At 36.5% G+C, this 15,324-nt stretch carries 12 protein-coding genes; 2 read left to right on the top strand and 10 right to left on the bottom strand.

All coding sequences use genetic code 11. The features are described 5' to 3' along the window. Positions 1-463: 463 nt before the first annotated feature. The 3 genes from ilvD to Q1A47_RS05425 all read right to left on the bottom strand — a co-directional run bounded on the left by ilvD (position 464) and on the right by Q1A47_RS05425 (position 4,254). Positions 464-2,149: a dihydroxy-acid dehydratase gene (gene ilvD, locus Q1A47_RS05435; protein WP_026679839.1), complete on the bottom strand. Its 1,686-nt coding sequence runs from the start codon at positions 2,147-2,149 to the stop codon at positions 464-466. 466 nt (positions 2,150-2,615) lie between these two features. Continuing rightward, positions 2,616-3,446: an aldo/keto reductase gene (locus Q1A47_RS05430; RefSeq protein ID WP_166530235.1), complete on the bottom strand. Its 831-nt coding sequence runs from the start codon at positions 3,444-3,446 to the stop codon at positions 2,616-2,618. Positions 3,447-3,984: 538 nt separating this feature from the next. Further along, positions 3,985-4,254: a hypothetical protein gene (locus tag Q1A47_RS05425; protein ID WP_162986491.1), complete on the bottom strand. Its 270-nt coding sequence runs from the start codon at positions 4,252-4,254 to the stop codon at positions 3,985-3,987. Between the two features lie 192 nt (positions 4,255-4,446). Between Q1A47_RS05425 and Q1A47_RS05420 the strand changes: the two genes are divergently transcribed. Both Q1A47_RS05420 and Q1A47_RS20865 read left to right on the top strand, forming a co-directional pair. Further along, entirely contained in the window at positions 4,447-4,596 is a 150-nt protein-coding gene (locus Q1A47_RS05420; protein ID WP_161629287.1) for a hypothetical protein, read from the top strand. A gap of 109 nt (positions 4,597-4,705) precedes the next feature. Then, positions 4,706-4,903 (top strand): ROK family protein, encoded by a 198-nt coding sequence (locus tag Q1A47_RS20865; RefSeq protein WP_366141112.1) that lies wholly within the window; start codon positions 4,706-4,708, stop codon positions 4,901-4,903. On the opposite strand, the gene Q1A47_RS05415 is transcribed toward Q1A47_RS20865, so the two are convergent. The 7 genes from Q1A47_RS05415 to Q1A47_RS05385 form a co-directional block, all read right to left on the bottom strand. Next, positions 4,880-5,740 (bottom strand): ROK family protein, encoded by an 861-nt coding sequence (locus Q1A47_RS05415; RefSeq protein WP_166530228.1) that lies wholly within the window; start codon positions 5,738-5,740, stop codon positions 4,880-4,882. The genes Q1A47_RS20865 and Q1A47_RS05415 overlap by 24 nt on opposite strands. 32 nt (positions 5,741-5,772) lie before the next feature. Beyond that, positions 5,773-6,732 carry a mannose-6-phosphate isomerase, class I gene (manA, locus tag Q1A47_RS05410; RefSeq protein WP_166530227.1) on the bottom strand — a complete coding sequence of 320 codons (960 nt, stop codon included), beginning with the start codon at positions 6,730-6,732 and terminating at the stop codon, positions 5,773-5,775. Between the two features lie 376 nt (positions 6,733-7,108). Beyond that, positions 7,109-9,058, bottom strand: a complete 1,950-nt coding sequence (locus tag Q1A47_RS05405) for a PTS fructose transporter subunit IIABC (RefSeq protein WP_166530226.1) — start codon at positions 9,056-9,058, stop codon at positions 7,109-7,111. 225 nt (positions 9,059-9,283) lie between these two features. Continuing rightward, entirely contained in the window at positions 9,284-11,203 is a 1,920-nt protein-coding gene (locus tag Q1A47_RS05400) for a BglG family transcription antiterminator (protein WP_166530225.1), read from the bottom strand. 178 nt (positions 11,204-11,381) lie between these two features. Then, a complete protein-coding gene (locus Q1A47_RS05395) occupies positions 11,382-13,295 on the bottom strand; it encodes a BglG family transcription antiterminator (protein ID WP_299631043.1) in 1,914 nt (637 codons plus the stop codon). Positions 13,296-13,610: 315 nt separating this feature from the next. Beyond that, positions 13,611-14,993: a glycoside hydrolase family 1 protein gene (locus Q1A47_RS05390; RefSeq protein ID WP_166530223.1), complete on the bottom strand. Its 1,383-nt coding sequence runs from the start codon at positions 14,991-14,993 to the stop codon at positions 13,611-13,613. A 23-nt stretch (positions 14,994-15,016) separates the two neighbouring features. Next, the gene (locus Q1A47_RS05385; RefSeq protein WP_026682575.1) at positions 15,017-15,322 is read right to left on the bottom strand and encodes a PTS lactose/cellobiose transporter subunit IIA; all 306 of its coding nucleotides are present in this window, start codon (positions 15,320-15,322) and stop codon (positions 15,017-15,019) included. Positions 15,323-15,324: the final 2 nt, after the last annotated feature.

Here is a 15,324-nt window from a genome sequence, read left to right as displayed (position 1 = left end):
AATATGCCTAAAAATTAACTTTTTATTTTCATAAATCTAAATTAATATATCAGAATGTATTAATTTGCCTTAAATTGCTCTTTTTCCAAATCTATATTAACTAATATATTGATTGGTTATTCACATTTTTACAGAACATCGAATGATTCATATTTGTAGAAGTGTTTTCCATGAGGAAGTCTCGAGGAAAGTGTGTAATATCGTATTCAGGCTGATAGATCAAAAAGCTTGTAGAAAACTAAAGAGCATCTCGATACGCTGGGTTATGACAGAATTTTTAGTTAAAATGAAGAGGGGGGAACGAACAATAATTGTTCCTATCATTGTTCGCTTTTTGCCTCTTAATTACGTTTGTCGAAGCCTCTTTCTGCTGTAAACTTTGTTAGATTTCAAAAAATCTATTGTTTGTCTATACAGGCAAGTGTTTACGCTAAGTCCTATCCACTTTATGCTTCATGTCTTGCTACTCCGTTAAATAGTCCGTTACGGCACCAAGCGAGGAGCAAGAGACATTATGTGCATATTTACCTAACACACCCTTTTTATACAATGGGGGTGCTAACCACTCTTTCTTTCTTGCCTCCAATTCGCTCTCTGTAACCTTAAATGAAATCTCCTTTTTCTCAGAATCTATTGTTACCATATCGCCCTCTGCTAAGAAGGCAATTGGCCCCCCATCTTGCGCTTCTGGTGCGATATGTCCTACCACTAGCCCATGTGTTCCTCCAGAAAATCTCCCATCTGTTAGTAAAGCTACCTTTTCGCCCAAACCTTTTCCTACTAAAATTGCAGAGATTGATAGCATTTCTGGCATGCCTGGGCCACCCTTTGGACCAACGTAACGAATAACAAGTACATCCCCTTCATTAATTTGATTACTCATTACCGCTGCTGTTGCTTCTTTTTCAGTATTAAATACTCTTGCAGGACCACTATGCCGCTTTACTTTCACACCAGATACCTTCGCAACACCACCGCGTGGAGCTAGATTACCTTTTAATACAATTAATGGACCATCTTCACGTTTTGGCTTATTAATAGGCATAATAACATCCTGCCCTTCTGTTAATGAAGGTGTGTCAGCTAAATTCTCAGCAATCGTTTTTCCAGTTACTGTTAAGCAGTCTCCATGGAGATAACCAGCTTCATAAAGTAGCTTCATCACAGCCTGTACACCTCCTACCCGATGAAGATCCTGCATAACATATTTACCACTAGGCTTTAGATCTGCCAAATGAGGAGTTTTTTCTTGAATACGATTAAAATCATCAATTGTTAAATCTACTTCGATAGCATGTGCAATAGCTAATAGATGTAATATCGCATTTGTAGAACCTCCCAAAGCCATCACAACCGTTATAGCATTTTCAAATGCTTTTTTCGTCATAATATCCTTTGGAAATATTTCTTTTTCAAGCAAATGATAGACAGCTTTACCAGCTTCTTTGCAGTCTTTTGCTTTTTCGGCGGATTCGGCAGGATTAGACGAACTACCGGGCAAGCTCATACCAATAGCTTCCATTGCTGAAGCCATTGTATTTGCTGTATACATCCCTCCACACGCACCAGCTCCTGGGCAGGCATGACATTCAATGGAACGCAATTCCGTATCATCAATATCACCATTGTTATGCCTGCCAACACCTTCAAATACTGAAACGATATCAATATCTTTACCATTCACAGAACCGGGAGCAATGGTTCCACCATACACAAAAACTGCTGGTACTCCTGCATTTGCTATGGCAATCATACAACCCGGAATGTTCTTATCACAAGCTCCAATAGCAACCAATCCATCTAAATTCTCTGCGCCAACTACTGTTTCTATTGAATCACCAATCAAATCACGACTTGGCAATGAATATCTCATCCCTTGTGTCCCCATGGAGATTCCATCTGAAACCGTAATTGTATTAAAAATTAAAGGAACACCGCCTGCTTCACGTGCTCCTTTCTTGGCCTGTACAGCCAGATCATCTATATGTATGTTACACGGGGTGACCTCACTCCATGTACTGGCTACACCGATCATTGGCTTTTGAAAATCTTCATCTGATAATCCCACAGCCCTTAGCATAGCACGATTTGGAGCCTTCATTGCTCCCTCACTAAACACGTGGCTTTTAATGCGTAAATCTTTTTCCAATGGATTCCCCACCTTTCTTTCGAATTATTATATGACTAATTATCAAATAGTTCAATGAATTTTTTTAATTATGATGATTCAATGTCGTCATTCAAGTCGTTTTGTGAAAATCCGAAAAACCTGTATGCGAGTGATTATCACAACAGACGGATGCACATCAGTAACAGATTCTTTTTTCTTTTTGCGTACATGGGGATTTATTTTCGATCAGACATATTCTAGATAGGGGAGATAAGATTCTATTGCTTATGGTTGATTAAGTTGGTTGCAAATCTTTTATGTATGAAGCTCCTTTTATTTATAGTGGTTGGAGGACTTTTCTGGATATTATAAATAAATGGTACTGCGCGTTGGAACGGACTATTTCTTTAATTGATCTAACAAGATCGGATTGAGATAGCTTTAATCTATCTAGGAATAATTAAAAAACCTCTTGAAACGATGAATCAAGAGGTTGTTCCTATTATTATGCATCATAGCTATCAGGATTAGAGCCGCTTCGTTCGTTTTTATTTAAACTACTTATTTGCTTCATTTCACCTTCCGTTAACGAAAAATCGAATATTGCCGCATTCTCAATAATTCGCTCTTCTTTTGTAGATTTAGGGATAGTTATAACATCGTTTTGAAGATCCCACCGTAAAATAATCTGAGCCGCACTCTTTCCATATTTTTTACCAATTTCTGTCAATATCGCATCCTCTATTAGTCCACCTCTTTTTAATGGTGACCATGCTTCAAGTTGAATACTCTTGCTCTTACAGTAATGATGTAATTCTTGTTGTGTTAAGTGCGGATGATATTCCACCTGATCAATTACTGGCTTTACGGTACTTCCTCTCATCAAATCTTCCAAATGATGCTGATGAAAATTACTTACACCAATTGCACGAACCCTACCATCTTTGTAGAGCTTTTCCATTGCCCTCCATGTTTCTTTATATAATCCTTTCACTGGCCAATGAATGAGATACAGATCAAGGTATTCCAATCCTAATTTTTCCATACTATCTTCAAAAGCCTGCATTGTGCGCTCATAACCTTGTTGGTCATTCCAAACCTTTGTCGTAATAAATAGTTCTTTACGAGCTACTCCAGATTCTCTAATTGCTTCACCAACACCAGTCTCATTGTCATAAAACGAAGCTGTGTCTATACTTCTATAACCATGTTTTATTGCAATCTTAACAGCTTCTTTAACCGTTCGTCCATCTTGCACTTTATATACACCTAATCCAAACCCAGGCATTTCCACACCATTATTTAACGTTACTGTATCTTGTAAGTGCTTTATCATCATTATTCCCCCATCCTTTTACTCATCTATCATACCGTATACAATGGGATAAAGTGAAACTTCAATCCGTGGGGAGTTTGTTTATCCCACGAATTTGGTAAGTATCACAAAGGTATAACCTAAAGGCCCTAGAACCAATCGGATATTTACTGGCAATTAATCCCTACTCGCCAATATTAGGTTCTCTTTATTGCTTGAAGTGGGATCTTACTGCCAGTTATATGCGGGATAAATAATATTAAAGAGGCTTAGACAAAATAATGTAGAAACAGCAGAAAAATGAACGATAATTACTTGATATTAATTATCGTTCGTTTTTAAAGCCTAGGGAATTATAAAATTTGATTCTGTGGATAAATAGGTGCGTGTTGAGCTGCGTCCAGATCCAACGCCCAGAAACGAAGAACTTCACGAATCGTCCTATGATAAGTAATCATCAGCTGGCAAGCTCACGTGATTCCGATAATACTCCTATTGATAAAAAAGATTATTCGTATTTTGTAAAGTAGCTGTGTTTTGTCTCCGCCTCCGTCACTGTTTAATCGTGTTTTTCACTGTGAACTGTTCCCTCATGAATTGTTTCAGATTTAGCATGATCATGCACATCACAATAATATACAATGGTTTTCAACTTCTGATATATCTCACATGTCCGTTTGTGGCGCATAAAATTTTTCCAATACTTATATTCATGTGTACCTGTTTTTATGAATGACGTTTCCGTATGATATTCTTGCCAGTTATGTTCTGTATGTTTGTCAATTACATCAGGTGCAGCGTTTACCTCTGTCAATTGTACAAACAGCATTAGAAACATTATAAAACAAATGCCTATAGCCCTGTTCCTCATAACATTTCACCACTTTTGTTAGAATAATTTTCCTTTCTTTTTAAGATGGACATATACGGGAAATTTATACCCAATTAAAACCCAACGTACATCTCAACAGACATACGGAGAAATAAAAATTTATTAGGAGAACGTTGGAAGGGCTCTCCTATGAATAAAAATCATATTTATTGTATTACAATTGGTACAGGAATCGGTGGAGCTTATTACCATCACGAACTAATGGACGGATATTATCAACAAGCCAATTCAGTTGGCTATTTATTATATGATTCGGTCACGAAAACCAATTTTGAATAGAGGGCGGCTACTTCTGCGCTTCGTTCAATGATTAAACAAGTATTTGGAGAAGCAACTACACCAGAGAATATTTCAACGTGCAAAATCTGGAGAGCAAGCATGTATTTCTATGATCAATAATTGGGCAAAGCAAATAGCTGCGGGTCTGGCACAAATAATTTTACTATTTGATCCTAAATGTTTACTTATAGGGGGCGGTTTATCACAGCAAGGTGACTACCTGCTTAATTACGTTAAAACTTCTTACCTTCTTGTTCGTCATAACGATAAGCGTTTAAGGTTATTATCTCCCTTTTTCAATTGCTAATGCAATTGCACCTTTAACCCCTTGTTCATCTTTTAATTTAGGTGAAGCTATAAATTGTTCGATATCACCAACGTCTATGTAATTATTCATAAGATTGGTAAAAGCTTTACGAATTAGTTGATATAAACGTTCCTGCTTCATAACTCCTCCACCAATAATCACTCGTTGTGGGGAAAGTATTAAAGAATAATTCATAATTGCTTGAGCCAGATAACTGGCCTCTATTTCCCAGACATCTATACGATTTGAAAGCAAATGACCTTTTTGACCATACCTTTTTTCAATTGCTGGTCCCGATGCCAATCCTTCTAAACAGGCACCATGAGAAGGACAAACTCCCTGAAAGTCATCGTCTACATGTTTTTGTACCAGAATATGTCCCATTTCCGGATGGCTTTTCCCTTTATACGTTTTTCCATTATTTACGAAACCAGCACCTATCCCTGTCCCTACAGTAATATATAAACAGCTGCTCACGTCCTTTCCAGCCCCATACATATATTCACCTAATGCAGCTGCATTTACATCTGTATCCAGATGGACAGGAATCGAAAAGTGCTTTGTCAAATGCTCTAGTAGCTGAAATTCCTTCCATCTTAGTTTAGGCGTATTCAGTATCATACCATAGGTAGAACTTGTTGTATCTAAATCGACTGGACCAAAGCTACCTACACCTAAAGAACTAATGTTGTAGGAAGAAAAAAAGTCATAAACATGCTGTAACGTTTCTTTCGGATCACTTGTAGGAAATGTTACTTTATCCAATACTTCTCCAGATTCATTTCCTACCGCACAGACAAACTTTGTCCCCCCTGCTTCAATCGCTCCAACCAACATAACCTCTCTCCCCCTTAACTGAATCAGTCTTATTACGTATGCGAAACGATTAACTGAGCATTTCCATTTAGTTTAACATTCTCTATTCCAAAAGGTATGATAAAGTGATCGCCTTTTACGATTTCAAATGAATTGTCATCAACAGTTAGCGTAGCAGTCCCACGAATCACACTACACTGAAGAAAGTCCTTATCCATTTGTTTAGTTACCTGCCCAACTAATTCCCAGTGATAAACAGTAAAGTACTGTTCACTAACTAGCTCTTTAATCGTCAGATCAGCTATTTTTTCTACCTGCTGTTTTAACTCAGGCTCATAATGGGGAACGGTCGTAACTTGTTTCGCTTGTGTAAGATGCAGTTCTCTTGTATTCCCGCTCTCATCTCTCCGATCATAATCGTACACGCGATATGTTATATCAGAGCTCTGTTGGGTTTCAAGAATCACAATTCCCTTACCAATCGCATGAATGGTTCCACTAGGTACATAGATAAAATCCCCTGCTGCTACTTTTTTGCTTTTTAAGAGACTATCCCATGCACCATTATCAACGCTAGCTTCAAAATCTTCTCTAGTGTCTGCATGGTGTCCTAAAATGATTTCAGAATTTGGCTCTGCCTGTAATACATACCAGCATTCCGTTTTACCATAAGGATGCGCTTCAACAGACCGTGCGTATGCATCATTAGGATGTACTTGAACAGATAAATCTTTCGCTGCGTCTAATATTTTTACCAATAGCGGATATGCTTCCTTATTCATAGGATCTTTATGAAATAACTCACCATGTTCTTGCCAAGCTTCCGCCAAAGTCTTTCCTTTTAAAGGACCATTCATAATTCTACTTGGTCCGTTAGGGTGAGCAGATATTCCCCAAGCCTCCCCTGTCTTATTGGTAGGGATATTATAGTTATATAGATCACGTAATTTTTCCCCACCCCAAATACGTTCCTGAAAAACAGGCTTTAAAAATAAGGGTTCTCTATATTGCACAATTATTCCTCCTAGAAGCTATTAATAGCTATCATTATAGCAAACTTAGAAGTAGCTTCGTTAATAATTTTCAATAGAATTTAATGAATAGTAAGAACGAGTTGTAACAGGTTACCCAAAACTGCGATTCAGCCTCCTAGTTGACGAAAAACTCAGGTGTCCCACATATTCAAATTCATTCCTGTATCCTAACGAATAGTATGAGACACCCTTATAAAGTGAAACATCAATTAGTGGGGGTTTGTTTTTCCCCTACTAATTGTTAGTAACACAAAAGTATGACCTAAAAGCCTTGGAACTAATCGGACATTTGACTTGCAGTCGATCCCCTAAATGAGGGTCTTACTGCCAGTTAATTGAAGGATAAATACATACTTTATTGAATTTCATCTAGTAGCTGATATGCCTCTTCTTTATTTGCTACATCTAAAAGCTGTTTTCTGAATTGGTCGTCCATAAGCTTACGTGAAAGCATTTGTAGTATTTTCAAATGCTCGTCTCCTGCATTCTTTTCAGGGACCGCAATCATAAAAATTATTTTTGCAGCAGTATGATCTAAACTATTCCAATCAACACCATCATGTTTTATTCCAAATGCTACAGCAGGTTTATTAACAGCTGAAGATTTTCCATGTGGGATCGCAATGTTCATTCCCATACCAGTTGTTCCTTCTTTCTCTCTAGCAATAACAGCCTGTCTATATATCTCTTTGTCGCTTAGAATACCATCTCTATCCATTTTGTTAATCAATTCATCAATAACTTCATCTCTTGTTGCTCCTTTAAGGTCCGTATCCACTAGATCAACGGTTACAATATCGGTTAACTTACGTATATATAATTTTTTATCTTGTTCATTTCTAGTGTTCAGAGAACTTATTTGATCATTAACTGCTTCGGTTTGTTTGTTAGATTGGCTATCGAGTGTAGAACTAACTACATCCTTTTTTAGTAGATTAACTAAAATAGCTGTAACTAATGTACCAATAACGGCAGCTAAGAAGAACATTAGTACATTATCAACCGCCCCTAACACAGCTACAATCGGACCACCGTGGGCTACACGATCACCTACATTACCTAACATTGCTAGCATAGATCCTGTCATCGATCCGACCACGATACTAGGTATAACACGTAATGGATCTTGGGCAGCAAATGGTATAGCTCCCTCTGTTATACCGAATAATCCCATTGTAAAGCTTGCCTTTCCTGCTTGTTGCTCAGCAGGTTGATACTTTCTTTTATTAATAAAAGTAGCTAGTCCCATTCCAAGAGGTGGTATACAAATGGCTACCGCAATTGGTCCCATGATTTCATAATTTCCTTCTGCAATCATTGCAGAACCGAATAAAAATGCCACTTTATTAAAAGGTCCCCCCATATCAACTGCAATCATCGCACCAAGAATTAGCGCTAATAAAATGGAGCTGGCACCTTGCATGCCCTCAAGCCATGCTGTTAACGATTCAAACACCTGTGAAACCGGCGCACCAATGACATACACAAATAATAAGCCAACAATTAACGTTGCTAAAATTGGAATAAATATAATTGGCATAACAGGTTGAAGAGCTTGCGGCACTTTAATTTTTTTAATAGCTAGCGTAATATAACCAGCAAGAAAACCAGCGATGATCCCACCAATAAATCCAGCACCCGCTTCACTGCCATAAAAACTACCATTTGCAGCAATGAAACCTCCAATAATACCTGGTGCCAAGCCTGGACGATCTGCAATACTAACCGCAATAAAACCAGCTAATATCGGAACCATAAAACTAAAGGAGGCAGCACCAATATCTTCAATCTTTTTCCAGAATGAATCTTCTGGTATTACGATTCCTCCAGGTGTTTGTTCACCGCCAAGTGTTAAAGCAATAGCTATGAGTAATCCACCTACAACAATAAACGGAATCATGTAAGATACGCCACTCATTAAGTGCTTATAGATAGGATTCTCTTTTTCCTTTCGCTTCTTTTTAACGCCTTCAGCAGAAGCTAATTGTGCTTGATAAACGGAAACATCCCCTGTTTGAATTCGTTTAATTAATTGTTCCGGATTTCTAATACCTTCTTGGACTCCTGTTGCAATAAGCTTTTTACCAATAAATCTATCTTTGGAAACCTCCTTATCACTGGCGATGATAACTCCATCAGCCTCCTCAATATCTTTTTCGGTAAGTGCATTTTCTACACCAATGGACCCTTGAGTTTCAACTTTAATAGTAACACCGAGTGCTTCACCTGCTTTTTGTAAATTCTCAGCGGCCATATACGTATGGGCAATACCTACTGGACATGCAGTTACAGCAACTATCTTCATAATATATCCTCCTGTATCTGAAAAGATTCGTAATCGCTTTCTTGAATATAGTATATATCAGATAAACAAAGGATAAATGTCTCTTTTCTTCCACAACTACGGTAAGATTGTATTTTATCCCACATATAGCTAGTAGTAAAACCCTCACTGATTAAAATTTCATTAGGGAAATCATCCTGATCTTTTACTGTTTAAAGTAGGCATAATAGCTTAACTAGATTACATCTAATTGTAACTTTTTATATTCGTGATAAAGGACTGCTTATCTGGTGCTTTCATTAATGCATTAAACGTAATCGGATCTTGAGAAATAGAAGATATTTGATTAATAATTGTTTTTATAGGATTGGATTTATCATTGGCTATAGCAAGCATAAAAACAATTGATACCCTTTCGCTTCCCCATTCTATTGGTGTATCAAGAACGGCCACCGCTATGGAGGTTTTTCGCACTAGACTAGGATCTCCATGTGGGATAGCCACACCACCCCCAATAGATGTAGCAGATTTTTTCTCACGTAATAGGGCATGATGAACATATTCTTGCTTAATATTACCTTTAGCTAATAATTGGTTGCCAAGCATTTCTACAACTTGGTAACGATGCTCTGCTTTAACATTTATGAATAAGAGTTCTTCACTCATTAAATCAGCTAGAAAAGAACCTGACGAATTCGAACTATCACTTATCGTACCTTGTTTAAAGAATTGAGCCAATTTATCTTGATCCTCCTGTTCAAGTAAAGGAGAAATAATAATGGTTGGAATACTACTATTACTTAGTGCTGTCGTAGAAATAATCAAGTTAACCTCATGATGCTGAATGAAACGAGGTACTTCTGATTTACCTATTGCACCAACGATTTGAATATCCTTATATTGTTGTTCTATTTTCACTTGCAACAAATGAGACATTCCTACACCCATATGACATACAATTAATACCTTTGGAACCTTCCTCCTCTTCTTTTGGATTCTTTCAAGCGAAGCTTGGAAATGAAGAACAAGGTAAGCAACTTCATCTTCTGGAAGATTCATATAAAATTGTCTCTTTACATTTTCTATTGCTAACGTCACCATACTAAACATATATGGATACATCTTTTTAATATTACCTAACAAAGGATTTGTGATTGGAAATCCATATTTAAGTCGATGAATGACTGCATCTAGATGAATAGCTAAGCCATTCAATAATTGCTCATCTTCTTCAAAGGATATCATCGTTAACCGTTTAATCTTACTGGTTATTGCAGAAGCTACCTGTACAGTTTTCGGATGCTGTTTATTCAAAGGAGTTGATTGATCTTCCCTTTTTTTACAACTACGTACATGCCATGTAAAGTAAATAATTTCTGCTTTAGAAATAGATATACAAAACTTCAATTCCAATTCTTCTAAAAACTTTTCAGAGGCTTTATATTCTCTTGTTTTAAAAAATGCTTCGTCAGGAGTATTTGAAATAACGATAGATGCATGTTGTTTTGTTCGTTTCACCAATATAAGTGCATGCATCAAAAGACCGTCCAACGCACTATCTGCAAAAGGGATGCCACTTGATAGCCTCATATTGTCCAACGCATTATTTATAGTAGAAATTTCAAATGGTAAAAATAAATCAAATAGGTAATTTCTTGTGTTATCAACGATAAATTCTTGTAAATGTGCTAAAGCAATACGTTTATTAATCTCTTCACCTTCTATAATATGCCCTAGTTTCTGCCTAGAAGTTAATAAAAGATCAAAGTTCTTTATCCACTCAGCTATTCGTTTCATGTCAGCTTTAATAGCTGCTTTATGAATGTGATGTTCATCTGCCAATGTTTGTAATGTAACTGGTCGTTTACTCTCCAATAAGCGATAGGCAATTTTCATTGCTCGCTCATCTTCAGATATTGTCTCCGCAAATAGTTCCTGGAATAATTTTTTTCGTTCGACATTATTTATGTCTAGATAGACGCCTGTACCAGGCTTACGAACTATTGAGGCGGATGAGAAAGTCCTTACATAATCTTCAATCTGTTTAAGATCATTACGCACTGTCTTCTCTGAACATTGAACATGTGTTGCAAGATCCTGTATAAGAAATGGCTTACTATCATTTGATAATAATATCTCAATTAGCTCTCTCTGTCTGTTATTCATTGCAGCACCAACTTCTTACAAAGCTTGTCCGTTAACCAAAACAAACTGGAGAAGCTTTGTTGTATTTTACTGATTTGCTAGAAATTTGATACGATCTTTATTCGTAGCAAAACAGCTATATACAACTAGAATAGCAAAAGGAAGGACTTTTTTCCTTATTCACATCGTTCTTACTTTTTTAACGTAAGGCAGACATGAATGAATCAAAGGTCGATGCCTTGATTAATTGGTGTATCATTGTTTCCGAGTTTACCATTCTCCCCAACAGATCATACATATGTTGCAAGTCTTCCTGACTATCTTTCTTGACATTTAAAAGGCAGACAAATTGGACAGGTTTATTTCCCCAGGTAATTGCTTTTTTCAAAGTACAAACAGTTAAGAACGTTTTATTTGTTTGTGGAGTTATCGGATGTGGAATGGCTACTAGGTTGCCGAACGAAGTAGGAGCTATTGCTTCTCTGACATATAGATTATCTAGATAGCTCTTATTTACATGTCCTAACTGAAGTAGCTTTTGATGTAAAAAATGCAATACTTCCTTCTTTGTTTCAAAATCTTTCTGTAAGAATATGAGATTTTCTTGAAAATAACCAGATATATTTCGTTGATTACCAATGAATTGCCCAATTTTTTTCATATCATTATTTCCAAGAATAGCATTTACTTCGATAACTGGAACTGATAAATTCTCTATAATAGGAACTGAACTAATAATCAAGTCAACGTTGTTTAAATTATAAGCTTTTAATTTATACAATTCTGTAATACCTACTACATCAAGACTCTGTCTGAATTGTGTTTTTACTCGATAGTAGATCAATTGTGCAGTCCCAAACCCAGAAGCACAGACAATTAAACATCGTTTAGGTCCGGAATTTAAGTTCCTTCTTTCGATAGCTGCACCAATATGCAAGGCAATATAGCCAATTTCATTTTCATCAATTTTGGTATCTGTTATTTTTTCAATCATTAAACCACCAAGAATAGCCGTTTCAAATGCTAATGGATACTTCTTTTTAATGTCCTCCAATAATGGATTTCTAATATTCATACCATATTTATAGCGATTAATTGCAGGTTTTAAATGCAAGCTTAGTGCAATAATTAGTTCCTTATCATGCTCAATACCTAAGCGATACTCTTCCTCAATTTTAGCTAACATTTTTTTACTAATAGCCAGAATAGTATCGTCAATCATTTGTTCGTTAAGCACGTCTACTTTTGTAGGCTGCGAAAGCATTTTCGTTCCCAATAAATGAATAGCAATATAAGCGGTCTCCTCCTTTGGGAAAACAACGTTAAAATGTTCTTCTACATCCTTTACAATTTTTAAAGCTACTTGATATTCACTCTGCTTTTCTATTTGGCTACGTTCACTTGGTTGTAAATTAACATGATTTCCACTACGAATTCTTTTGTAAGCGATCGCAATATGAATGAGAAGGTTATTAATAGCAATATCTGACATACTAATTTGATGTTGACTAATTTGCTGCATAATAATTGCTGATATGGCATGGAAATCTGTTGGCATCAAACTAGAAGATAAGCCTTTCATCCCATTTTCGGTACAATCACTACTTCGATCAACAACATATTCTGCCATACAAAAACGTAATTTAAGCTCGTCTCCTCTAAGCTCAAGTCCGTAATTAGGTCTGGAATGTAATTGAATAGAGTAATGATTTAAGATGGACTTTACCTGTTTTAAATCATTTTGAACAGTCGATTTACTCACGTACAATTCGTCAGCCAATTGCTCGATCTTTACATAATCATCACTAACTAATAGCTTTCGAATAATATAAGCTTCTCTTTCTTCAGGCGATTGAGGTTGTAGATAATCCTTTGACAATTCTGGATATGCAATATGGTGAAGAAATTGGCGAAATTTCTTTTCCTGAAAAACAACCAATTTATAACCTTTTCCCATAAGGGTTTGGATTTGTGCACCATGATTCATAACCAACGCATCTAGCTTTTTTATATCCTCCCTCGTTGTTCTAGATGTAACGTTATTTATATCAGCCAAAAATTCACCTGTAACAGGTGCATCTATAGTCATTAACTTTTTTAAAATTACTCTCATTCTCGAGGTAAGCATACCCATTTGCTCCTTACTCGGATCGATGTAATAAAGTGAAACCTCAATCAGTGGGAGTTTTGTTTATCCCCCACAGGATGGTTAGTACCACAAGGGTATGACCTAAAGTCCTCTAAACCAATCGGACATTACTGGCAGTCGCTCCCCACTTATCCATATTGGTTTCACTTTTTCACTTGAAGTTTGGGGCTTACTGCCAGTTATATGAGGGATAAAGGGCGTTCTGACTCGTTCAAAATCAAAACTCCTTAATCGATATTTTCATTAAAATCATTATCGGATAGCTAGCAGCTTTGCTGTCTAAAAACCATTATTTTCTGCTACATGCTTTATCCAATGCGCACTTTTCTTCGGTGTTCGTTTCATTGTCTTTAGGTCTACAGCAAAAAAACCATAGCGATTTTTATAAGCATTCATCCACGACCAATTATCCATGAAAGCCCATAAATGATAGCCTTTTACATTACAATTTTCTTGTATAGCCTGATGCACCCATTTCAAATGCTCTTTTATAAATTCTATTCGATAATCATCCTGAATTTCTCTATTTCTTAGAAATCGTTCTTCATTCTGAACTCCCATGCCATTTTCCGAAATAAAAGATTCAATATTTCCATAGTTATCTTTTAAATTTTTCAAAATATCATAGATTCCTTTTTCATATATCTCCCACCCACGATACTTATTCATTTTTCTACCTGGCATTTCATAGCTATCAAAATACATATCGGGCATAAACGGAGCATACGGGTTTGGTAAATACTCTTTTGCTTTCACACGACGAGGCTGATAATAATTCACACCGAGAATATCAACCTTGTTCTCCCTTAATAATTCTTTATCTCCGACTTCTGTATTCGGTAATAGTCCATGTTCATTTAAAATCTCTATTAGCTCGCTCGGATACTCCCCAAGGACCGCCGGATCCAAGAAGCTACGATTGAAAAATAAGTCTGCTATTCTAGAAGCTCTTAAATCAGCTGGATTATTACTTCTAGGATAGGACGGTGTTAGATTTAAAATGATTCCAATTTTACTTCCATTGTCATTGTATGTACGAAATGCTTCTACTGCCTTTGCATGTGCAATCATTGTGTGATAAGCAACTTGAGTGGCCTTTTTAGCATCAACGATATTCGGATAATGAAAATCATACAAGTATCCACCTTCAACTGGAACAATTGGTTCATTAAATGTAAACCATTTTGTCACACGGTCGCCGAATAATTGAAAACAAGTCTTCGCATAGTCTACATATTTCTCAACTACTTCTCTACTTTCCCATCCGCCTTGCTGTTGCAGATCAAAAGGCATATCAAAGTGAAACAGATTTACAAACGGCTCAATGTCTTGAGCAATCAATTCATCAATTACATGATTGTAAAAGTCTGCCGCTTTTTGGTTTACTTCACCATAAGGCATAAACCTTGACCATGATATAGATAAACGAAAGGTATTATGACCAATTTCTTTCATTAATTTTATATCTTCTTTATATGTGTGATAAAAATTAGAGGTAGTATCAGGGCCAATTTCATCAAAAAATCGGTTTGGCTCCTTCTCATACCAATGATCCCAGATGTTTTTCGCTTTACCATCTTCTTTCGCAGCACCTTCTATTTGTGTTGCTGACGTTGCACTTCCCCACCAAAAATCTTCAGGAAACTGAAAGTTGATTGTCACCGCTAGTTCCTCCTCTTAACTTACTATTTATTTCTGTATATTTCGATAATCTCTATCGCAAGGTCCCTTACTGTCATTGATGTCATTAAATGATCTTGTGAATGAATAAGCATGACATTAATAACATTTTCTTCACCCTTTGCTTCCTGTTGTAATAGCTGGGTTTGGTATTCATGCGCCTTTCCTAGTTCTTCTCCAGCCTGTTCAACTAGTTCATCGGCTAATGTAAAATTACCGATCTTTGCCTCTTGAATGGCTTCCATTACGTTTGATTTTCCATTACCGGCGTGCAATATTATTTGAAATGCAATATTTGTTGTTTGATCCACGC

Origin of the sequence: uncultured Virgibacillus sp. (assembly GCF_947495635.1) — a bacterium.
Lineage (GTDB): Bacteria > Bacillota > Bacilli > Bacillales > Amphibacillaceae > Virgibacillus > Virgibacillus salarius.
This window is presented reverse-complemented; position numbering and strand designations above follow the sequence as displayed.

Coding starts and splice junctions, on each gene's coding strand:
- Q1A47_RS05430 (WP_166530235.1), bottom strand. CDS start 3,446: ATGATAAAGCACTTACAAGATACAGTAACGTTAAATAATGGTGTGGAA.
- Q1A47_RS05425 (WP_162986491.1), bottom strand. CDS start 4,254: ATGCTGTTTGTACAATTGACAGAGGTAAACGCTGCACCTGATGTAATT.
- Q1A47_RS05420 (WP_161629287.1), top strand. CDS start 4,447: ATGAATAAAAATCATATTTATTGTATTACAATTGGTACAGGAATCGGT.
- Q1A47_RS20865 (WP_366141112.1), top strand. CDS start 4,706: ATGATCAATAATTGGGCAAAGCAAATAGCTGCGGGTCTGGCACAAATA.
- Q1A47_RS05415 (WP_166530228.1), bottom strand. CDS start 5,740: ATGTTGGTTGGAGCGATTGAAGCAGGGGGGACAAAGTTTGTCTGTGCG.
- Q1A47_RS05405 (WP_166530226.1), bottom strand. CDS start 9,058: ATGAAGATAGTTGCTGTAACTGCATGTCCAGTAGGTATTGCCCATACG.
- Q1A47_RS05400 (WP_166530225.1), bottom strand. CDS start 11,203: ATGAATAACAGACAGAGAGAGCTAATTGAGATATTATTATCAAATGAT.
- Q1A47_RS05395 (WP_299631043.1), bottom strand. CDS start 13,295: ATGAGAGTAATTTTAAAAAAGTTAATGACTATAGATGCACCTGTTACA.